Annotated in this window: 23 protein-coding genes; all 23 read left to right on the forward strand. The window is 29.6% G+C overall.

All coding sequences use genetic code 11. The features are described from left to right. Positions 1-93 precede the first annotated feature (93 nt). The 23 genes from gdhA (at position 94) to BLV71_RS05810 (ending at position 20456) form a co-directional block, all read left to right on the forward strand. Positions 94-1437 (forward strand): NADP-specific glutamate dehydrogenase, encoded by a 1344-nt coding sequence (gene gdhA / locus BLV71_RS05700; protein ID WP_093869616.1) that lies wholly within the window; start codon positions 94-96, stop codon positions 1435-1437. Positions 1438-1703: 266 nt separating this feature from the next. Continuing rightward, complete coding sequence (ricT, locus tag BLV71_RS05705; RefSeq protein ID WP_093869617.1) at positions 1704-3326, forward strand: regulatory iron-sulfur-containing complex subunit RicT; 1623 nt, start codon at positions 1704-1706, stop codon at positions 3324-3326. Next, positions 3307-3810 (forward strand): gliding motility lipoprotein GldH, encoded by a 504-nt coding sequence (locus tag BLV71_RS05710; RefSeq protein ID WP_093869618.1) that lies wholly within the window; start codon positions 3307-3309, stop codon positions 3808-3810. The genes ricT and BLV71_RS05710 overlap by 20 nt, the downstream gene beginning before the upstream one ends. Then, positions 3810-6113, forward strand: a complete 2304-nt coding sequence (locus BLV71_RS05715) for a penicillin-binding protein 1A (RefSeq protein ID WP_093869619.1) — start codon at positions 3810-3812, stop codon at positions 6111-6113. Before BLV71_RS05710 ends, BLV71_RS05715 begins: the two co-directional genes overlap by 1 nt. Positions 6114-6133: 20 nt before the next feature. Next, positions 6134-6835: a CoA transferase subunit A gene (locus tag BLV71_RS05720; RefSeq protein ID WP_093869620.1), complete on the forward strand. Its 702-nt coding sequence runs from the start codon at positions 6134-6136 to the stop codon at positions 6833-6835. Positions 6836-6837: 2 nt separating this feature from the next. Continuing rightward, a complete protein-coding gene (locus tag BLV71_RS05725; RefSeq protein WP_093869621.1) occupies positions 6838-7494 on the forward strand; it encodes a 3-oxoacid CoA-transferase subunit B in 657 nt (218 codons plus the stop codon). 2 nt (positions 7495-7496) lie between these two features. Further along, on the forward strand, positions 7497-7724 hold the full coding sequence (locus tag BLV71_RS05730; protein ID WP_093869622.1) for a hypothetical protein: 228 nt from the start codon (positions 7497-7499) through the stop codon (positions 7722-7724). Then, on the forward strand, positions 7724-8503 hold the full coding sequence (locus BLV71_RS05735) for a hypothetical protein (RefSeq protein WP_093869623.1): 780 nt from the start codon (positions 7724-7726) through the stop codon (positions 8501-8503). The genes BLV71_RS05730 and BLV71_RS05735 overlap by 1 nt, the downstream gene beginning before the upstream one ends. Before the next feature lie 7 nt (positions 8504-8510). Next, positions 8511-9272, forward strand: coding sequence for an exodeoxyribonuclease III (locus BLV71_RS05740; RefSeq protein WP_093869624.1), 762 nt, complete (start codon positions 8511-8513; stop codon positions 9270-9272). Between the two features lie 45 nt (positions 9273-9317). Further along, positions 9318-10847 (forward strand): lytic transglycosylase domain-containing protein, encoded by a 1530-nt coding sequence (locus BLV71_RS05745; RefSeq protein WP_093869625.1) that lies wholly within the window; start codon positions 9318-9320, stop codon positions 10845-10847. A 5-nt stretch (positions 10848-10852) separates the two neighbouring features. Then, complete coding sequence (locus BLV71_RS05750; protein WP_093869626.1) at positions 10853-11842, forward strand: DUF4837 family protein; 990 nt, start codon at positions 10853-10855, stop codon at positions 11840-11842. Positions 11843-12040: 198 nt separating this feature from the next. After that, the gene (locus tag BLV71_RS05755; RefSeq protein WP_093869627.1) at positions 12041-12541 is read left to right on the forward strand and encodes a DUF1761 domain-containing protein; all 501 of its coding nucleotides are present in this window, start codon (positions 12041-12043) and stop codon (positions 12539-12541) included. A 138-nt stretch (positions 12542-12679) separates the two neighbouring features. Next, on the forward strand, positions 12680-13261 hold the full coding sequence (locus BLV71_RS05760) for a Crp/Fnr family transcriptional regulator (RefSeq protein ID WP_093869628.1): 582 nt from the start codon (positions 12680-12682) through the stop codon (positions 13259-13261). 53 nt (positions 13262-13314) lie between these two features. After that, the gene (locus BLV71_RS05765) at positions 13315-13923 is read left to right on the forward strand and encodes a hypothetical protein (RefSeq protein WP_093869629.1); all 609 of its coding nucleotides are present in this window, start codon (positions 13315-13317) and stop codon (positions 13921-13923) included. A gap of 11 nt (positions 13924-13934) precedes the next feature. Continuing rightward, positions 13935-14159 carry a hypothetical protein gene (locus tag BLV71_RS05770; RefSeq protein WP_093869630.1) on the forward strand — a complete coding sequence of 75 codons (225 nt, stop codon included), beginning with the start codon at positions 13935-13937 and terminating at the stop codon, positions 14157-14159. Then, positions 14095-14415 carry a hypothetical protein gene (locus BLV71_RS05775; RefSeq protein WP_093869631.1) on the forward strand — a complete coding sequence of 107 codons (321 nt, stop codon included), beginning with the start codon at positions 14095-14097 and terminating at the stop codon, positions 14413-14415. The genes BLV71_RS05770 and BLV71_RS05775 overlap by 65 nt, the downstream gene beginning before the upstream one ends. Next, entirely contained in the window at positions 14416-14817 is a 402-nt protein-coding gene (locus BLV71_RS05780; RefSeq protein ID WP_093869632.1) for a hypothetical protein, read from the forward strand. Between the two features lie 117 nt (positions 14818-14934). Beyond that, complete coding sequence (locus tag BLV71_RS05785) at positions 14935-16413, forward strand: DUF5687 family protein (protein WP_093869633.1); 1479 nt, start codon at positions 14935-14937, stop codon at positions 16411-16413. Between the two features lie 12 nt (positions 16414-16425). Then, positions 16426-17121: an ABC transporter ATP-binding protein gene (locus tag BLV71_RS05790; protein WP_093869634.1), complete on the forward strand. Its 696-nt coding sequence runs from the start codon at positions 16426-16428 to the stop codon at positions 17119-17121. Positions 17122-17210: 89 nt separating this feature from the next. Further along, a complete protein-coding gene (locus tag BLV71_RS05795; RefSeq protein ID WP_093869635.1) occupies positions 17211-19454 on the forward strand; it encodes a type IX secretion system periplasmic lipoprotein PorW/SprE in 2244 nt (747 codons plus the stop codon). Between the two features lie 22 nt (positions 19455-19476). After that, positions 19477-19884, forward strand: a complete 408-nt coding sequence (locus BLV71_RS05800) for a bactofilin family protein (RefSeq protein ID WP_093869636.1) — start codon at positions 19477-19479, stop codon at positions 19882-19884. After that, a complete protein-coding gene (locus BLV71_RS05805; RefSeq protein ID WP_093869637.1) occupies positions 19853-20083 on the forward strand; it encodes an AtpZ/AtpI family protein in 231 nt (76 codons plus the stop codon). The genes BLV71_RS05800 and BLV71_RS05805 overlap by 32 nt, the downstream gene beginning before the upstream one ends. Then, positions 20076-20456, forward strand: coding sequence for a DUF6168 family protein (locus tag BLV71_RS05810; RefSeq protein ID WP_218131767.1), 381 nt, complete (start codon positions 20076-20078; stop codon positions 20454-20456). The genes BLV71_RS05805 and BLV71_RS05810 overlap by 8 nt, the downstream gene beginning before the upstream one ends. Positions 20457-20533: the final 77 nt, after the last annotated feature.

Raw genomic sequence — 20533 nt, forward strand, 5'->3', positions numbered from 1 at the left:
AAAATAAAGTACAAAATCAAATTTAAGAAATTGTAAATTAATTATATTTGCCAAGTAAAATTGTTAAAATTATAATAACACAACAATTAATTTATGGAATCTAAAATAAATGCTTTTATGGATTACGTTAAGGAACGTAATGCATACGAACCAGAGTTTTTGCAAGCTGTACACGAAGTAGCAGAAACTGTAATTCCGTTTATAGAAAACAATCCAAAATACCAAGGAAAAAAATTATTAGAGCGTATGGTTGAGCCAGAACGTACTTTAATGTTTAGAGTGCCTTGGGTAGATGATAATGGAGAAACTCAAGTAAACAGAGGTTATAGAGTAGAGTTTAACTCTGCAATTGGTCCATATAAAGGAGGGCTACGTTTTCACCCTTCAGTAAACTTGTCAATCTTAAAGTTTTTAGGATTTGAACAAGTTTTCAAAAACTCATTAACTACATTACCAATGGGTGGTGGAAAAGGTGGATCTGATTTTAACCCTAAAGGGAAGTCAGATAACGAAGTAATGAAGTTTTGTCAATCTTTTATGACTGAATTATCTCGTCATATTGGAGCAAATACCGATGTTCCAGCTGGAGATATTGGTGTTGGAGGAAGAGAAATCGGATTTATGTTTGGTCAATATAAACGTTTGCGTAATGAATTTACTGGTGTTTTAACTGGGAAAGGTGCTTCTTGGGGAGGTTCTTTAATTCGTCCAGAAGCAACTGGTTATGGAGATGTTTATTTCGCTGAAAATATGTTAAACTTTAAAGGAGATTCTTTTAAAGGGAAAACAGTAGCAGTTTCAGGTTCTGGAAATGTAGCGCAATATGCAACTGAAAAAGCAACTCAATTGGGTGCTAAAGTTGTTACTTTATCTGATTCTTCAGGATACATTTACGATGAAGAAGGAATAGATGCTGATAAATTAGCATTTGTTATGGAAATCAAAAATGTTCGCCGTGGTAGAATTGGTGAATATGTTGAGAAATATCCATCAGCTAAATTCTTTGCAAAAGAAAGACCTTGGGGTGTTAAATGTGATGTAGCTTTACCATGTGCAACTCAAAATGAGTTAAACGGAGAGGAAGCAAAAGCATTGGTAGCTAATGGGTGTATATGTGTTGCTGAAGGAGCTAATATGCCATCAACACCTGAAGCTATTGAAGTGTTTCAAAATGCAAAAATTTTATTTGCACCAGGAAAAGCTTCAAATGCAGGAGGAGTAGCAACATCTGGTTTAGAAATGTCTCAAAACTCATTACGTTTGTCTTGGACACGTGAAGAAGTAGATAGTAAATTACATGGTATTATGAATAGTATTCATGAAGCGTGTGTAAAATACGGAACGCAAGAAGACGGATATGTAGATTACGTTAAAGGAGCTAATGTTGCAGGTTTTGTAAAAGTTGCAGACGCAATGTTAGATCAAGGAGTAGTGTAAGTTTATTTACTACAAATAATATTAAAAAGGCCTTATAGATTTTAATCTGTAAGGCCTTTTTCTGCGAAAGTATTTAGGGGTTATAAAAAAGAACTTGGTTAAGAAAAAAAATCAATTTTCACATTCCGTTATAATATGTATCTTTACTGATTAAGAGAAGATTCTGGAGTGGGATTTTATCTAGCTAAAAATCAATAATATAAAGTGTTTTTTGATACTGAAAGTATTCAGGTTTAAAAAGCATTCTAAAAACATACATATAAATTATGAGTTGTAGCGGTTGCTCAACTAACAAAGATGGCGTTCCTAAGGGGTGTAAAAGCAATGGAAATTGTGCTACAGGATCTTGTGGAAGTGGAAATAAACTAGCTGTTTTTGATTGGTTATCGAATATGACTTTGCCAACTGGTGAAGCACCTTTTAATATTTACGAAGTACGTTTTAAAAACGGAAGAAAACATTTTTACAAAAACTTAGAGAAATTAACTATTTCTATGGGTGATATAGTTGCTGTAGAAGGAACTTCAGGACATGATGTCGGAATAGTTTCTTTAGCAGGTGAACTTGTGAAAGTACAAATGAAAAAAAGAAAAATTGAGTCAGATGGTGAAGAGGTAAAAAAAATATATAGAAAAGCTTCTCAAAAAGATATTGATGTTTGGCATAATGCCAGACAAAGAGAACAAGAAACTCAAAGGAAAGGTAGAGAAATCATTAGTAAATTAGGATTGAAAATGAAGTTGTCAGATGTAGAGTATCAAGGAGATGGTACCAAGGCAACCTTTTACTATACTGCTGATGATAGGGTAGATTTTCGTCAATTAATTCGTGATTTGGCAAGTGCTTTTTCTATTAGAGTAGAAATGCGCCAAGTAGGAATGCGTCAAGAAGCTGCCAGATTAGGTGGTATCGGTTCTTGTGGACGAGAGTTGTGTTGTTCAACATGGTTAACTGATTTTAGAAAAGTTAATACAGCTGCAGCACGTTACCAACAGTTATCTTTAAATCCATTAAAATTAGCAGGTCAGTGTGGTAAATTAAAATGTTGTTTAAATTTTGAGTTAGATACTTATCTAGACGCATTAAAAAAGTTTCCTAAACAAGATTTGGTACTTAAAACAGAAAAAGGTGATGCTGTTTTTGTAAAGATGGATATTTTTAAAGGGTTACTTTGGTATACATACAAAGAAGAGAGCTTCAAATGGTATAGAATATCATTAGAGCAAACTCAAGAAATTATCGAGTTAAATGCCAATAATGAATTGGCTTCTCCGTTAGAAGAATATGAATCAGAAATTGTAGAAGAACCAAAAGTTGATTTTGAAAATGTGGTTGGACAAGATAGTTTAACACGTTTTGATGCTCCAAAAAAACCGAGAAGAAATAAAAGAAGAGGCAAAAGAATTAGTAATAATAAGGCAAAAGAGAATAAAACTAATGTGTCTAGGCCAAATAAAACTGTAGCTGATAATCAAAAAACAGATAGTAGAAAACCTAGGTCAAACAGACCTAAAAATAATAATAAGTCAAAAGTAGGGGAGGTAAAACAGAAACCAAATCCAAACCAACAAAAAAGAGCACAAGGTATTAAACCAAAGGGAGAAGTAAAGAAGAATCCAAATCAACAAAAAAGTACTCAAGGGGCTAAACCAAAGGGAGGGGTAAAGAAGAATCCAAACCAGCAAAAAAGAACTCAAGGGGCTAAACCAAAGGATGAAATAAAAAAGAATCCTAATCAACAAAAAAGAACTCAAGGCCCTAAACCAAGAGGTGAAAATCCTAATCAGCAAAAAAAGACTACAGGTAATAAACCGAATAATCAAAGAAGAAGAAATAATAATAAAAAAGGGAACAATAACGGTAATAAAAATGCTGAAGACAATAAATAAAAGTAGTGTATTGATAATGTTTTTTATAGTAACTTTTTTATTCATTTCGTGTGATAAAAAAAGGATTTTTGATGAGTATTTACCAATATCAAATCAAAAATGGAGTAAACACAATACATTACAATTTGCTTTTACAGCAACAGACACATTACAAAAACATAATCTTTTTATTAATGTTAGAAATAATAAAGATTATCCTTTTAGTAATTTATTTATAATTGCTCAGATGAGTTTCCCTGACGGAAATGTAATTACTGATACTTTAGAGTACGATATGGCTGATGGAGCTGGGAGGTTTTTAGGAGAAGGTACTTTAGATATTAAAGACAATAAACTTTTTTACAAAGAAAAAATAATATTTCCTGCTAAAGGAACCTATACTTTTAAAGTACGTCAATCTATGAGAAAAAATGGAAATGTTGATGGAATAGAAGAGTTAGATGGGCTTACTCATGTAGGGTTTAGAATTGAAAAAACAGAATAATGACAGAAGAAAAAACAACTAATTTTAGAAAATATATTAAATGGTTTTGGGGAATCATTTTAGGTGGATTTCTTTCTATTTGCTTACTATTTTTATTGGCATCATGGGGAGCTTTTGGACCATTACCATCGTTTGAAGAGTTAGAAAACCCTAAGAGTGATTTAGCTACAGAAGTAATTTCTATTGACGGAAAAACATTAGGGAAATATTATGTAAAAGCTAATAGAACCCCAATTCAATATAAAGATTTACCTCAAAACTTAGTAAAAGCTCTCGTTGCAACTGAAGATGAGCGCTTTTATGAACATTCAGGTATTGATTTTAGAGGATTGGCCAGAGCAGTTTCTAAATTAGGAGCTGGAGGAGGAGCAAGTACTATTACTCAACAACTTGCAAAAAATCTTTTTACAGGAAGAGCTTCAACAAATAAAATTAAAAGGGTTCTTCAAAAACTTAAAGAATGGGTAGTTGCTGTAAAACTTGAACGACAATATACTAAAGAGGAAATTATAACTATGTATTTAAATACGCAAGGATTTCTTTTTAATGCAACAGGTATACGTTCTGCAGCTCGTATTTATTTTGGAAAAGAGCCAAAAGAATTAGATATACAAGAGTCTGCTATTTTAGTAGCAATGCTAAAAAACCCTAGACAGTATAATCCTTACAGAGAACGTTCAAAAAAGAAATCTTTACGACGTAGAAATGTTGTGTTTTCTCAAATGAAAAAAAATGGGTTATTAACTGATAAAGAAAAAGATTCATTACAAAAATTACCATTAAAAATAAGCTTTACACCAGAAAGCCATAGTGATGGTTTAGCTACTTATTTTAGAGAAAATTTGAAACAATTTTTGAAGAGATGGGCAAAGGATAATCCTAAATCAAATGGAGAGTCATACAATATTTATAAAGACGGATTAAAAGTATATGTTACTATCGATTCTCGAATGCAAAAATATGCAGAAGAAGCTTTAACAACACACATGGCAAATTTGCAATCTTTTTTTAATAAAGAGCAAAAGAATAATAAAACAGCTCCTTTTTATGATTTGGAAAAGTCTGAAATAGCTAGTACGATACGAAGAGCTAAGCAAAACTCTAATCGTTATAAAAGAATGAAAGCTGCAGGTAAATCTGAAAAAGAAATAGACAAGGCTTTTAAAACAGAAACAGATATGCGAGTTTTTTCTTGGAAAGGAGATCGTGATACTGTAATGACTCCGTACGATTCAATACGTTATTATAAATATTTTTTGCGTTCTGGTTTAGTATCTATTGAACCACAAACTGGACATATAAAAGCATGGGTTGGAGGGATTAACAATAAATACTTTAAGTATGATGCTGTTCAGCAACAAAAGCGTCAGGTAGGTTCAACCTTTAAGCCTTTTGTATATGCTACAGCTATTAATCAATTAAAAATGTCACCTTGTGATAAGTTGCCAAATACGCCTTATACAATTCCAAAAGAAAAATATGGAATGCCAAAAGATTGGACACCAAAGAACTCAAATGATAAGTACGGTGGTGAATTAACCTTAAGAGACGCATTAGCGCAATCTACCAATGTTGTTACTGCTCAGTTAATAGATAAGGTATCACCAATAAATGTAGCTCGTTTAGCAGCTTCTGCAGGGATTAAATCAAAAATAGAAGCAAATCCCTCAATAGCATTAGGGGCCATTGATTTATCATTAATTGAAATGGTAAGTGCGTATTCAACCTTTGCAAATAAAGGATTACGTGTTAGTCCTATGATGATTACTCGTATAGAAGATAAAAATGGGACAGTTTTACAAGAGTTTGTTCCTGAAACTAAAGAGGTTTTAAGTGAAGAATCTGCATATGTAATTTTAGATTTGATGAAAGGTGTTACCTTATCAGGTTCAGGTGCTAGACTTCGTTCAGCATGGACAAGAAGAAAAGAAGCAACTACAGGTTTTCCATATAAATTTACAAATCCTATTGCTGGAAAAACAGGAACTACTCAAAATCAATCTGATGGATGGTTTATGGGGATTGTTCCAAATTTAGCAACTGGAGTTTGGACTGGTGGAGAAGATAGAGCAACACATTTTTATGGTATTGGTTTAGGTCAAGGTGCAACAATGTCATTACCAACTTGGGGGTTGTTTATGAAAAAGTGTTATGAAGATAAAACACTAAATATAAGTAAAGAAGATTTTGAAAAACCTCCAGGAGAATTAACAATTAATATTAATTGTGAAAAAGAACCAGAAGTAAAAGAAGGAGAAGAAAAGAAAGAGGAAAAAAAGGAAGAAGAGGATACAGATTTTTAAAACAGAAACAAACAACTAATATGATTAATAAAGAAGTAAATAATGTGCAAGAAGCTGTTGATGGTGTAAGCGATGGAATGACATTAATGCTAGGAGGATTTGGATTATGTGGAATTCCGGAAAATGCTATAGCTGAACTTGTACGATTAGGAGTTAAAGAAGTAACCTGTATTTCTAATAATGCTGGTGTTGATGATTTTGGATTAGGATTATTATTACAAAATCGTCAAATAAAAAAAATGATTTCATCGTATGTTGGAGAAAATGATGAGTTTGAACGTCAAATGTTATCAGGTGAATTAGAAGTAGAATTGACTCCTCAAGGAACTTTAGCGGAAAAATGTAGAGCTGCACAAGCAGGATTTCCAGCATTTTATACACCTGCTGGTTATGGTACTGAAGTAGCAGAAGGAAAAGAAACGCGTGAGTTTGATGGGAAAATGTATGTGTTAGAACCAGCCTTTAAAGCAGAATATGCTTTTGTAAAAGCATGGAAAGGAGACGCAGCAGGAAATTTAGTGTTTAAGGGTACTTCAAGAAACTTTAACCCGAATATGTGTGGTGCAGCAAAGATTACTGTTGCTGAGGTAGAGGAATTAGTTCCAGTTGGTGAGTTAGATCCAAATCAAATTCATATACCTGGAATTTTTGTACAACGTATTTTTCAAGGAGAAAAATATGAAAAGAGAATTGAACAACGCACAGTAAGACAAAGAAACTAATTATGGCTTTAGATAAAAACGGAATAGCAAAACGTATTGCAAAAGAGGTTAAAAACGGATATTACGTAAACTTAGGTATTGGAATACCTACATTAGTTGCCAATTTTGTTAGAGAGGATATAGAAGTAGAATTTCAAAGTGAAAATGGAGTACTAGGTATGGGGCCTTTTCCATTTGAAGGAGAAGAAGATGCTGATATTATTAATGCAGGAAAACAAACAATAACTACTATGCCTGGTGCAAGTTTTTTTGATTCAGCAACAAGTTTTTCAATGATTCGAGGAAAACATGTACATCTTACTATCTTAGGAGCAATGGAAGTAGCTGAGAATGGAGATATTGCCAATTGGAAAATACCTGGGAAAATGGTAAAAGGAATGGGAGGAGCAATGGATTTAGTAGCAAGCGCAGATAATATTATTGTAGCAATGATGCATACTAATAAGCGAGGAGAATCTAAAATCTTAAAAAAATGTTCTTTACCGTTAACTGGAGTTGGTTGTGTTACAAAGGTAGTAACGAACTTAGCAGTTTTAGAAGTAAAAGATAATACATTCCATTTGTTAGAAAGAGCTCCTGGAGTTAGTGTAGAAGAAATCCAAAATGCTACTGAAGGAACATTAGTAATTAATGGAGATGTTCCAGAAATGGAAATTTAAAAATGACATTCATAAAAAAGTTTTATAGAGGAATATATCCCATATTGGCGATTTTGCTTATCCTTATTTTTGATAAAGGTATACAAATAGAACCATCTTGGTTAGGAATAGCAATAGCAGTAGCTTTAGCCTATTTTTTATCACCAAGAAAAAAGATTATTCAAACACAAACAGGAGAAAGAACCCAATTAACTTGGGTTTTTCTTAAAAAACCTATTTTCTTAGATTAATGAAAATAACAAATAAATATATTAAGTTTTTAATTATTTTAAATGGAACATTACTCCCTGTTATTCTAATTTTTCTTTTATTTCAATTAACTAAAGAGTTTTTTCCAAACAATAATAATTTCCCTGATGGGATTATTCTGGGAGAAGAATTAGAAACAGCAAAAAAGGATAGTCTTGTTTTACAAGGGTTAAAATATTATACTCCTATAGATTTATACAATTCTAAAAATAAATACCTTCCAATTTCTTTGTTAACTTATGAAGAAGAAAAGAGGGTGAAAAATTTAGTATCTGTAGCTAATGATATTGGAGACTCTCTTTTAAAATTTGTAAATATTATTTTTGTAGACGAAAACTATCAGGTTATAACTTCTTTATTGAAAAAGAAAGCATCTATCCTTCAAATAAAGCCTCAGAGGAAAAGATATAAATTAGAGAGAGATGAATTAGATAAGACTGTAAAATATATTGCATATTTAATAGCTTTTGAAGACTCAAATAAAGATGGGAAGTTAAATTCTGGAGATAATCATGATTTATATCTTTCAGATTTAAATGGTAAAAATCTTATAAGAATTACAAATAGTATTAATCTTGATAGATTTGAATTTACGAATTCGAACTCTCAAATTTTTATTAAATATACCGATAGAGAAAATATCAGAGAAGAATACAAAAAACAAAAATTTGCTATTTATGATATAGAATCTTCAAAACTTTTAAATATGTCTAGTATTGATAAAGAACTTGATAATTTAGAAAAAATAATTATTGAATAATTTTTAAATGAAAATAATCTCATATAACGTAAACGGAATAAGAGCAGCTTTAAAAAAAGGATTTTTAGAATGGTTACAGCAAGCAAAACCAGATGTAATTTGCATTCAAGAAACTAAAGCACATAAAGAACAATTAGATGTAACCGAATTTGAAAATGCTGGTTATCCATATCATTATTGGTTTTCAGCAGAAAAAAAAGGCTATTCTTCTGTGGCAGTTTTTTGTAAAAAAGAACCTAAACACGTAGAATATGGAACAGGAATTGAAACAATGGATTTTGAAGGTAGAAATCTTAGGGTAGATTATGATGATGTTTCTATTATGAGTATGTATTTACCGTCTGGAACTAATAGCGCTCGTTTAGACTATAAGTTTAATTACATGGATGAGATTTTAGAATATGCTACAGAGTTAAGAAAATCAATTCCTAACTTAATTATTTGTGGTGATTATAATATTTGTCATGAAGCTATAGACATTCATAACCCAAAAATGAAAGGAGTTTCAGGATTTTTACCAGAAGAAAGAGAGTGGCTAGGTAAGTTTATAGACAGTGGTTTTATTGATAGTTTTCGTTTTATGAATCCGGAACGACAAGAATATTCTTGGTGGAGTTATAGAGCAAACTCTAGAGCTAATAACAAAGGTTGGCGATTAGATTATGCTATGGTAACTGAACCTTTAAAGGAAAAAATAACAAGGGCTTATATTTTACCCGAAGCAAAACATTCTGATCACTGTCCTATCGTGGTAGAATTAGATATGTAATTAAATTTATTTTTTTGAACTACCCTTCTTTTTAAAAGAAAAACAATGAAAATGTTACTTAAACTACTATTAGTTTTTACAGGATCAGTTATTGCGCAACAACCTATTGATAGTATTTATATTCCTGTTGATAGTGTTGAAATAGCTGTTGATTCTATTTTTAGAGCAAAAGATACCACCCAAAACAGACAAATAGATACCCTTTTTTCTGATGCTGATTTAAAAAAAATTGATAGTTTATTAGTAGAAGAAAAATTTAATTCTTCATTATTTGATAGTATCCAATATGTAATAAACGATAAAGATATTATTGGGAATTCAACTAAAATTTTATCAACGGAACTACTTAAAAAGCGATTGGTTGATTTAAATGCGAATACTCCATTTAATTTAGCATATAACCCGTCATTAGACAAGGTTATAAATAGTTATTTAAAGTATAGAAAAAAATACTATCCTGCTTTAATGGCTAAAGCAAAGTATTACTTTCCCATGTTTGAACAATACCTTGATCAGTATGATGTTCCGTTAGAAATGAAATATTTAGCAATAGTTGAATCTGCTCTTCGTCCTAATGCTCGTTCTTATGTTGGAGCAACTGGTTTATGGCAGTTTATGTATGGAACAGGAAAACAATTTGATTTAAAAATAAGTTCATATGTTGATGAGCGACAAGATCCTGTAAAGGCAACTGTTGCGGCATGTAAGTATTTAAGTCAGTTATATAAAATTTTTGGTGATTGGGATTTAGCGTTAGCTGCATATAATTCAGGGCCAGGAAATGTTTCAAAAGCAATAAAACGATCAGGAGGGTATAAAAATTATTGGAATATTAGACCTTTTTTGCCAAGGGAAACTGCGGGGTATGTTCCTGCTTTTTATGCTACAATGTATATTTTTGAATATGCTGAGAAGCATGATTTATATCCAGAAGCTCCCAAAATTTTTCATTTTGAAACTGATACTATTCATGTAAAAAGAACAATAAGTTTTGATCAAATTTCTGAAAAAACAGGTATTGATGTTGATTTAATTTCTTTTTTAAATCCTGCATATAAATTAGATATAATACCATTTATAGAAAATAGAAGTTATGCTGTTCGTATTCCACGCAAAGAAATGATAACTTTTTTAGAAAAAGAAAAGGAAATTTATGCATTGGCAGATGAAGATGATAGCAAAAGAGAAAAACCTTTACCGAAGTATTTTGAAATGGATAAGCGTATACGTTATAAAGTACGTAGTGGTGATTATTTAGGTAAAATAGCAAGTAAGTTTGGTGTACGTGTAAAAGATATAAAACGATGGAACGGTATGCGTTCTCATCGTTTAAAAATAGGGCAGCGTTTAAGTATTTATCCTAAAAAATTAGCGATACCTAAAAAGGTTTCAAAAAAACAAAATAAACTTCCAAAAGGGAAACATGAAGTGTATATTGTAAAAGAAGGAGATTCATTATGGACTATTGCAAAAAAATATCCAAAAATTTCTGTCGAACAAATTAAAAAATGGAATAATATTTGGAGTATAAAAAATCTTAAACCAGGTATGAAGCTAAAAATATTTAAAAGCTAATAGATATGAAAAAAATAATGTCATTTTTAATAGCCGCACTTTTGTTAATTTCTTGCGAAAAAGGAACAAAATCTAGTGTGACATTACCAACATCAATAGGAAACACTAATAAAATTTTAGTTGTTGCTAAGGGTAATGAATGGGCAGGTAAAATAGGAGACGAAATACGGACTGTTTTTGGTGAACACCAGGTTGGATTACCACAACCAGAAACGTTACTTTCTGTGAGTCAAATAGATCCTACAGGCTTTAAATCATTTATGAGAAACGGAAAAGCAATCCTTTTTATAAAAAAGGGGCAAAAGGAAAGTGTTACTGTTGAAAAAAACAAATATGCAGCTCCTCAAGTAATTGTTTATGCTACAGCAAAAAATGAAGAAGGAATTGTAAATTTAATAAACAAAAGAGGTAAAGAAATAATTAAAATATTTCAAAAGGAGGATATTAAATTTATTCAAAATATTTTTAAAAAAGAACGTCTTGATGAAACTAAATTTAAAACAACGCAAAATTTAGGTATTTCAATTGATATTCCGAAAAGATTTAAATTGGTAGACGATACTGGAGATTTTTTATGGTTACGTCAGCATTTAAAAAGTGGAATTGCAAGAGGTGATGGAACAAATAATGTTTTAATTTATAGTGTTCCGTTAATTAATGAAGGAAGTGTTGCTGATAATATCACAGAAGTTAGAGATTCTATTGGGAAAAAATATATTCCAGGAAGTAAAGAAGGAATGTATATGATTACTGAACAAGCATACACACCTTTTACTTACAAAGCAGAAATTGATGGAAAAAAGGCATATGAAACTAGAGGGAAATGGGAAGTTAAAAACGATTTCATGGCTGGTCCTTTTTTAAATTATACAGTAGTTGATAAAAAAAATAATAGATTAATAGTTTTTGAAGGGTTTACTTATGCTCCTTCAGTAAATAAAAGAAATTTTCTATTTGAATTAGAGGCGATTGCAAAGTCAATGAAAATAAAATAGAGAATATTACCTAAGAAATAATACAACCAACAGGCTCATTAATTAATTTAATGAGCTTGTTTTTTTTTTGATGAAATAAAATTATAGAAATGTAAAACATAGACTTTAAGTTTTTAAAACCGTTGGTTTTAATGAATAGATTAAATAAGAAAAGTTATTTTAATTATATTTGATACAATTAACTAAAAACTTAAAGTGATGGAAATAAATTATTTAGCAATTTTAGGTGCAGCTTTTATCCCTATGGTTATAGGCTTTCTTTGGTACGGACCAATGCTCTTTCAAAAGGCATGGATGAAAGAAATGAATTTTACTTTAAAAGATTTAGAAGGAGGCAATATGCTTTTGATATTTGGAGTAAGTTTTGTGTTTAGTATTATGCTTGCTTTTGCAATACAATTCTTGGTTATTCATCAATTAGGTGTATTTTCAACATTAGCAGGTGAACCTGGTTTTATGGAAAAGACTGGAGGAGGTTTTGCTTATTATGAAGAATTTATGAGTAATTTTGGAGATCGTTTTAGAACTTTTAAACATGGTGTGTTGCATGGAGTTATAAGCGGTTTGTTTATTGCTTTGCCTATTATAGGTACAAAAGCATTGTTTGAAAGAAAATCATTTAAATACATAGCTATAAATGTTGGTTATTGGACTATAACGTTAGCGTTAATGGGTGGAATAATTTGTGAATGGGCATAATTTTATAAAAAATAGTCGGCAAATAATATTTAATGAAACTGTTTTCTACTATTGAAAACAGTTTCTGTTTTTTTATATAAAAGAAAACGCTTTTCATTTAGGTGTTTATACTATTTTTAGAATTATAATATTATACTTATGGATAAGGAAAAAATTATAAACATTATAAACGAGAAATATGCTCCTTTGAATGATGAATGCAAATTAAAATTTGCAAGAAATTCTAAGGTATTAACTTTAAAAAAAGGAGATGTCTTAGTAAAAGAAGGACAAAATTCAGATAAAGCATTCTTTATAGTAAAAGGAAGTGCAAGAGCATATTATTTAAAAGATGGAAAAGACATTACAGATTGGTTTGCTTTTGAAAATGATTTTATATGTGCTATTAATAGTTTTTTTCAAAAAATACCAAGTCCACACTATATAGAAGTTTTAGAAGAAACGCTACTGCTTGAAACTTCAAGAGATAATATAATGAAATTATCAAATGAGTATCATGCTTTTGAAAAATTAACTAATAAAGTAGCCACAAAAACAATGTTAAAACTTCAGGCTAGAATTGTATCTATGCAATTTCAATCAGCCGAACAAAAATATCAAAATATTCTATTAGCCTATCCACAAATTACCCAAAGAGTGCCTTTAACACATATAGCATCATTTATTGGAATTACTCATGAAACATTAAGTAGAATTAGAAAGTTGCATAGCCGAATTTGATATAAATCAAATGATAATTCATAAAATGAATAGACCTTTGTAAAAAAAGTAAGGTGAAACAAATTCATTTTATATCAGGAATAGTAATAACTGTTTTCATAAGCCTCCATCTATATAATCATTTTTACAGTTTGGTAGGGATAGAAAAACATATTGACGTTATGGATACACTTCGTATGTTTTATAGAAATCTGTTTTTTGAAATATTGTTATTGTTTTCAATCTTAATTCAGATTGTATCTGGAGTGAAACTCTTTTTGATTAAAATAAATAGTGCAAAGAATTTTTTTGAAAAACTCCAGTTATGGAGTGGTCTTTATATAGCTTTTTTCTTAGTTATTCATCTTAGTGCTGTTTTTGTAGGTAGACTGTTTTTAAAATTAGATACTAATATTTTTTTCGGAGTAGCTGGATTAAATACGTTTCCTTTTTTTTTGTTTTTTATCCCATATTATGGGTTAGCTATTATTTCTTTTTTTGGTCACTTAGCCTCAATACATAGTATGAAAATGAAAAAAAACATGTTAGGAACTAGTCCTACTAAACAAGGATATATAATTTTATTTCTTGGAGTGTTGTTTTCTATCGTAATACTTTATGGATTAACAGATGGTTTCAAAGGGATTGAAATTCCAAAAGAATATAATGTTTTAAATAGGTAAATAAAATATAAATGGATTTAACTACAAATTGGGGAAAAATAAGAAATCATTTTAATAAAAGTTTTCGTTCAAATTTTCATGTTTCAATTGCATCAATAACTTCAGACGGTAACCCAACTGTAACACCAATTGGTTCTATGTTTTTGAATGATAATCAAGCTGGTTTTTATTTTGAAAAGTTTACATCTAAGTTACAAGAAAGCAAAAAAAAAGAATATTTGTGTTTTAGGAGTTAACAGTCGTAGTTTTTTTTGGATATCCTCTTTATTTAAAGAAAGGTTTTCTACAAGCCCAGGAATTAAACTTTATGGTGAATTAGGAGAAAAACGTAAAGCAACACCTAAAGAAATAGCTAGGTTAAATAGAAGAATGAAATTAACCAAAGGTTTAAAAGGGAATACTTATTTATGGAAAAGTATGGAATACGTACGTGAAATTAAATTTACAAGAGCAGAGAAAATAAATTTGGGAAAAATGACTAAAAATATATAAATGAACAACTATTTATTTATACCAGGTATCTTATCTTTTCTTTTAGGAGTAATCCATTCGGTTTTAGGTGAATATTTAATTTTTAAAAAGAAAAGAATAAAAAAAGAAATAGTTCCTTCAAAAGGTAGTTTAGAATTAAGAGAAAGGCACTTAAGAATTTTATGGTCTACATGGCATTTAGCATCAGTATTTGGGTGGTGTATTGCTGGGCTATTAATAAAAATATCATTAATAGAAAACTTTCAAGAAATTGAACTAGTTAATTTTATATTAGAACTAATTAGCTCTACCATGTTTTTTGGAGCAATTTTGGTTTTGATTGGAACAAAAGGAAAACATCCTGGTTGGTTTATACTATTGTTAATAGGGTTTTTAATTGTTGTTTCTTGTAAAATAATGTAAATTTTATTTTATAAGTATAAATATAAGAAAAGTGTCAATAGTAATATTGATACTTTTTTTATGTAACGAAATAGGTAAAAACTATACATATAAGTGTCAACTAAATAATTAACCAAAATGATTACACGCTTTTTAAATTTAGAATGGAAACAATATTTTCGTTCATCATATTGGCAAAGGAGTATTGGAATTAAAATTTTATTAGGTTTTTTTGCTTTATATTTTGTTATAATGTTTCTGTTCTTAGGGGTAGGGATATTTCCTGCATTAAAAAAAATGTTCCCTGATAAGGATCCTTTTATAATAGTTAACGGATTTCTGTTTTTTTGGATTATGGGTGATTTAATTGCTCGTTTTTTTCTTCAAAAACTACCAGTTATGACAATAAAACCACTGCTAACTTTACCTGTGAAAAAGAATAAAATTATTAATTACGTTTTAGGTAAGTCTGCTGCGTCATTTTTTAATTTTTTACCACTATTTGCAATTATTCCTTTTGGTGTTGTTTTATTAACAAAAGGATATGATACAGTTCAAATTTCTATATGGATGACAACTATGATAATAGTGGTTCTAATCATTAATTTTTTGAATTTTGTAATAGAAAATGCAAGTGCTAAAAGTGATTTGTCTTTTTTACCGTTGATAGTTATTGCTTCAGGACTATTTGCTTTAGATTATTTTAATATAGTTTCTTTCTCTAACTTGGTTTCAAAAGGAATTTTAGGAATATCAAACAATCCAATTTTAATTTCTATACCTCTTTTACTGTTGGTTGGTTTATACTATGCAAATTATTTAATTTTAAAAAGTAATTTGTTTCTAGATTCTGCGGTACAAAATAAAGTAGAAGAAGCTAAAACTTCAGATTATACTTGGACAGAGCGTTTTGGAGATATTGCTCCTTTTATGCAATTAGACTTAAAACTAATTATGCGTAATAAAAGAACAAAATCTACTCTTTGGATGTTAATAATTGGGCTTTTGTACGGGTTGTTTTTTTATCCTCAACCACAATATGCAGATAAAGAATTTTTCTTTGCATTTATAGGAATATTTACAACAGGTATTTTTTTAATAAACTTTGGGCAATTTATTCCGGCTTGGGATAGTGGATATTATAAAATGATTATGAGTCAAAATTTTAAATATGAACGATATTTAAAATCTAAGTTTATGTTAATGAGTATGAGTGTAATTATTCTTTTTTTATTAGGAATACCTTATGTTTATTTTGGATGGAAAATTTTATTAGCTCATTTTGCAGCTGCCATTTATAATATTGGAGTTAATACACATGTAATTATGTATGGAGGTACATTTAATCGTAAGAAAATTAATTTAGACGAAAAAGCTGCATTTAATTATCAAGGAACTGGAGCAGTTCAATGGATAATAGGTATTCCATTAATGCTTATTCCAATGGGGATATTTGGTCTTGTAAGTTGGTTGGTAAATTTTGAAATAGCTATAATCTCATTAATTTTTTTAGGGCTTTTAGGTATTGTATTTCACCAAAAAATTATGAAAGCTATTACTAGAAAATACATAGCTAATAAGTACGCTATGATACACGCATTTGATCAAGAAAACTAATCAGAAAACATTATGATACAAGTAACAAAACTTACTAAAAAATACGGGAACGCTCAAGTTTTAAGTATAGAAGAATTACAAATTCCAACAGGACAATCATTTGGTTTAGTTGGTAACAATGGAGCAGGTAAAACAACATATTTTAACATACTTTTAGATTTAATTCGACCAACAACGGGTGAAATATCTAATAATAATGTGTTAGTTAATAAAAGTGAAGATTGGAAAACATTTACAGGTTCATTTATAGATGAAAGTTTTTTAATAGGGTATTTAACACCTCAAGAATATTTTGAATTTGTTGGCGATTTAAGAGGAATGAATAAAGCAGATGTTAAAAGCTATTTAAGTCAATTTGAAGACTTTTTTAATGATGAAATTTTAGGAAAGAAAAAGTACTTAAGAGATTTAAGTAAAGGGAATCAGAAAAAAGTTGGAATTATAGCAGCAATGATGGGGAACCCACAAGTAGTTGTTTTAGATGAGCCTTTTGCTAATTTAGATCCAACGACACAGATTAGATTAAAAACAATCATTAAAAAACTTACTGAGAACAAAGAAGTTACAGTGTTGATATCTAGTCATGATTTAAGTCACGTAACAGAAGTTTGTGAGCGAATAGTTGTACTAGATAAAGGAAATGTTGTAAAAGATTTAAATACATCAACAGAAACTTTGAAAGAATTGGAGAGCTATTTTTCAGCATAATATAAAAATTACCATTTTATTACTATTTTTACGCATTTACACAATAACTTAAAGGTATAGTTGTTGTTAAAGTAAATGCGTATTTTTTTATGAAAAAACTATCCAATATATTAGTTTTCAGTATTGTTCTAACTATCATAGTATCATGTAGTGTGAAAAAGAATTCTATTATAAGTCGAAACTTCCATGCATTAACTACCAAATATAATGTGCTGTTCAATGGAGAGCAAGCATATTTAAAAGGGCTTAAAGAGATTGAAGACAAGCATAAAGATAACTTCTGGAAGCGATTAGCTATTGAACCAATTACGTTTAATGATAGAAAAATACAACAAGTATCATTAAAACCAGGTAGTGGTTTTGGAAATGATGATGCGGTAGAAGAAAATAAAAACCTTACTAATTTTGATAAGGCAGAAGAAAAGGCTGTAAAAGCAATTCAAAAACATTCGATGAATATTAATGGGTATGAAAAAAATCGTCAAATAGATGATGCCTATTTATTACTAGGGAAAGCAAGGTATTATACGCAACGTTTCATTCCTGCAATAGAGTCTTTCAATTATGTAATTGCAAACTATCCAAATGCTAATCTAATAAATGAAACTAAAATTTGGAGAGCTAAAACTAACATTCGTTTAGACAATGAAAAGCTAGCAATAGAATCATTAAAATTTTTATTAGAAGTTCAAGAAAATGAAAAAGAACTTCCTGATGAAATAAGAGAACAAGCACATACAGCTATGGCTATGGCTTATGAAAAAACAGATACAATTCAAAAAGTAATTGAGCATTTAACAAAGGCAGTTACAATATTTAAAAATAAAGAACAGTCAGCTAGAAATATGTTTGTTTTAGGACAGATTTATAGTGAATTAGATAGGAAAGATTCAGCTAGAATGGTATTTAAAAAATTAGCTGATTATAAAAAAGCACCTTATAAATATAGAATAAGAGCAAATGTTGAATTAGCCAAAAATACAGCAAATGATTCATCATCGGTGCTGGTGTTGAGTAGGTTAAAAAAATTAATTAAAAATACAGATAATCGTAAGTTTTTAAATGTATTATACTACCAAGCAGGAGTTTTAGAAGTTGGTAGAAATAAAACACAGAATGCTATAAATTACTTTAAAAAGTCACTAGCAGCTAAAAATAATGATGATTATCAAAAAACATATACATATGAACAACTGGGGAATATCGCATTTAACAAGCAAAAATATGTTTCTGCAGGAGCTTATTATGATAGTGTTTTAACTGTTACATCTAAAGAGTTCGATCAAGAAAAAAGAATACGAAGAATACGTAGAAAAAATAAAGGATTAACAACCCTTAGGAAGTTTGAAGAAACAGTAAAAACAAACGATAGTGTTTTGAACCTTGTAGCGATGAGTAAAGATGAACAAGTTTTGTTTTTTGAAAAGTATATTGAAAAAATAAAAAAAGAAGATGAAGAGAATAAACAACAAATGTTGAATTCTCAAAATTTTGGTAGCTCATTTGGAGGTATTGGAGCCAATAATAGTGGTAAAAAAGGGAAATGGTATTTTTATAATACACAAAGTGTAGCGTTTGGTAAAGTAGCTTTTGAAAGAGTATGGGGAAATAGAGTTTTAGAAGATAATTGGAGGTTGTCAGACAAAAATTCACTTTTAGGTGAAGAAGAAAGCTCTGAAAATGATTCTCCTACAGAGGTGAAAGTTGACCCAAGATATGAACTATCAACGTATATTGATGCTATTCCTAAAGAATCAAAGGATATTGATAAACTAAGTGATGACCGTAATGAAGCATTATATCAATTAGGCTTAATTTATAAAGAACAATTTAAAAATTCTGAGTTAGCGATAAAAAACCTTGAAAAGTTAAAGAAACTTAGAAAAGATGATAAAATGGAGTTAGCAATTAGCTACCATTTATATCAGATTTATAGTCAGATAAATGATCAAGAGAAAGCAAATTACAATAAGGATATTGTGTTAAATAAGTACCCTGAAACTAAATTTGCACAAGTAATAAAATCTCCAAATAAAAAATTAATTGAAAATAAAAAAGAAGATCAAGTTGTAAAAAAGTATAAAGAAATTTATTATTTGTACAAAGAAAATAAATTTGAAGAAACTGTAGTTGAAATCGATAAGTTTTCTTCATCAATTCAAAATTCAAATTTAATTCCTAAATTAGCACTCCTAAAAGCCTTGTCAATAGGTAAGTATCAAGATAAAGTAGCTTATGCTAAAGCTTTAGAGTTTGTGTCTTTAAGTTATGCAAATACTATTGAAGGAAAAAAGGCAAAAGAGATCATGAAAAAACTGAAAAAAATAAAATAACCTTATAAAACTCCCCTTAAATATGTTTAGTAAAGAAAGTAAAAAAACGAATGTTAAATCTGTCTCAGAAAGAAATGTAATTGGAAAAAACACAAAAATAACTGGTGATATTATTTCTGAAGGTGATTTTAGAATTGATGGTACTTTAGAAGGTAACATTGAAACTAAAGGAAGAATTATTATTGGTGAAACAGGTTTCATTAAAGGAAAAGCTGAATGTACTAACGCAGATGTTGAAGGGAAATTTTCAGGAGATTTACAAGTTTCAAATACGTTAACCGTAAAAACGTCAGCTAATATTACCGGAGATGTAGTTATAGGCAAGTTATCAGTAGAGCCAGGGGCTACATTCAATGCAACATGTTCTATGAAAGGAGCAATAAAAGAATTGAAGAAAGATGGGCAAAAACGTGCCGAAAAAACCGCTTAACAAATACATTCGGTTTACCACTATTGCTTTTCAAATGGGGTTAACCATTTATTTAGGAAACTTACTAGGTGAATGGTTAGATACCAAATATTCAAATGAAGGAGGCTTATATGCTAAAATATGTACATTAGTGGCCGTTTTTTTAGCAATGTTCTCCGTTATTCAACAAGTTACAAAAATTTCAAAAAACAATGATTAAACGAATTTTGTTTTTTCTTGCTGCAGTACTTATAGTTTTAGCAGTAAGTTATTTTCCGCATAATTATGTTATAATATCAAAAGAAATTCAATTATCATTTTCATTACTAGGAGTATATTTGTTTCATGTAGTATCAGCAATTATAGTGTATCTTATAGTTGAATTTGTGGCAGATAAAATGCCCAATCAAGCAGGTTATGCATACTTAGCTTCCATATTTTTAAAAATCGGATTTTTCGTGTTAGTTTTTCAAGCTTCAGTTTTTACAAATGAACAACTTACTAAGCCAGAAAGGTTTTCATTAGTAATTCCGTTGTTTTTGTTTTTAATTCTTGAAGCAATTGCTGTTTCAAAACTATTGAACAGCAAATAGTTTGCTAGTTTTTACTAGAAATAAATCTCATGAAAACATTCTCATAAAAACTAAATAAAAAAACGGTTTGTAGTTTT

The organism is Tenacibaculum sp. MAR_2010_89 (assembly GCF_900105985.1).
Taxonomy (GTDB): Bacteria; Bacteroidota; Bacteroidia; order Flavobacteriales; family Flavobacteriaceae; genus Polaribacter; species Polaribacter halocynthiae.

Excerpts from the sequence above, each read along its gene's own strand:
- gdhA (WP_093869616.1), top strand. The coding sequence starts at position 94 with ATGGAATCTAAAATAAATGCTTTTATGGATTACGTTAAGGAACGTAAT.
- ricT (WP_093869617.1), top strand. The coding sequence starts at position 1,704 with ATGAGTTGTAGCGGTTGCTCAACTAACAAAGATGGCGTTCCTAAGGGG.
- BLV71_RS05710 (WP_093869618.1), top strand. The coding sequence starts at position 3,307 with ATGCTGAAGACAATAAATAAAAGTAGTGTATTGATAATGTTTTTTATA.
- BLV71_RS05715 (WP_093869619.1), top strand. The coding sequence starts at position 3,810 with ATGACAGAAGAAAAAACAACTAATTTTAGAAAATATATTAAATGGTTT.
- BLV71_RS05720 (WP_093869620.1), top strand. The coding sequence starts at position 6,134 with ATGATTAATAAAGAAGTAAATAATGTGCAAGAAGCTGTTGATGGTGTA.
- BLV71_RS05725 (WP_093869621.1), top strand. The coding sequence starts at position 6,838 with ATGGCTTTAGATAAAAACGGAATAGCAAAACGTATTGCAAAAGAGGTT.
- BLV71_RS05730 (WP_093869622.1), top strand. The coding sequence starts at position 7,497 with ATGACATTCATAAAAAAGTTTTATAGAGGAATATATCCCATATTGGCG.
- BLV71_RS05735 (WP_093869623.1), top strand. The coding sequence starts at position 7,724 with ATGAAAATAACAAATAAATATATTAAGTTTTTAATTATTTTAAATGGA.
- BLV71_RS05740 (WP_093869624.1), top strand. The coding sequence starts at position 8,511 with ATGAAAATAATCTCATATAACGTAAACGGAATAAGAGCAGCTTTAAAA.
- BLV71_RS05745 (WP_093869625.1), top strand. The coding sequence starts at position 9,318 with ATGAAAATGTTACTTAAACTACTATTAGTTTTTACAGGATCAGTTATT.
- BLV71_RS05750 (WP_093869626.1), top strand. The coding sequence starts at position 10,853 with ATGAAAAAAATAATGTCATTTTTAATAGCCGCACTTTTGTTAATTTCT.
- BLV71_RS05755 (WP_093869627.1), top strand. The coding sequence starts at position 12,041 with ATGGAAATAAATTATTTAGCAATTTTAGGTGCAGCTTTTATCCCTATG.
- BLV71_RS05760 (WP_093869628.1), top strand. The coding sequence starts at position 12,680 with ATGGATAAGGAAAAAATTATAAACATTATAAACGAGAAATATGCTCCT.
- BLV71_RS05770 (WP_093869630.1), top strand. The coding sequence starts at position 13,935 with ATGGATTTAACTACAAATTGGGGAAAAATAAGAAATCATTTTAATAAA.
- BLV71_RS05780 (WP_093869632.1), top strand. The coding sequence starts at position 14,416 with ATGAACAACTATTTATTTATACCAGGTATCTTATCTTTTCTTTTAGGA.
- BLV71_RS05785 (WP_093869633.1), top strand. The coding sequence starts at position 14,935 with ATGATTACACGCTTTTTAAATTTAGAATGGAAACAATATTTTCGTTCA.
- BLV71_RS05790 (WP_093869634.1), top strand. The coding sequence starts at position 16,426 with ATGATACAAGTAACAAAACTTACTAAAAAATACGGGAACGCTCAAGTT.
- BLV71_RS05795 (WP_093869635.1), top strand. The coding sequence starts at position 17,211 with ATGAAAAAACTATCCAATATATTAGTTTTCAGTATTGTTCTAACTATC.
- BLV71_RS05800 (WP_093869636.1), top strand. The coding sequence starts at position 19,477 with ATGTTTAGTAAAGAAAGTAAAAAAACGAATGTTAAATCTGTCTCAGAA.
- BLV71_RS05805 (WP_093869637.1), top strand. The coding sequence starts at position 19,853 with ATGGGCAAAAACGTGCCGAAAAAACCGCTTAACAAATACATTCGGTTT.
- BLV71_RS05810 (WP_218131767.1), top strand. The coding sequence starts at position 20,076 with ATGATTAAACGAATTTTGTTTTTTCTTGCTGCAGTACTTATAGTTTTA.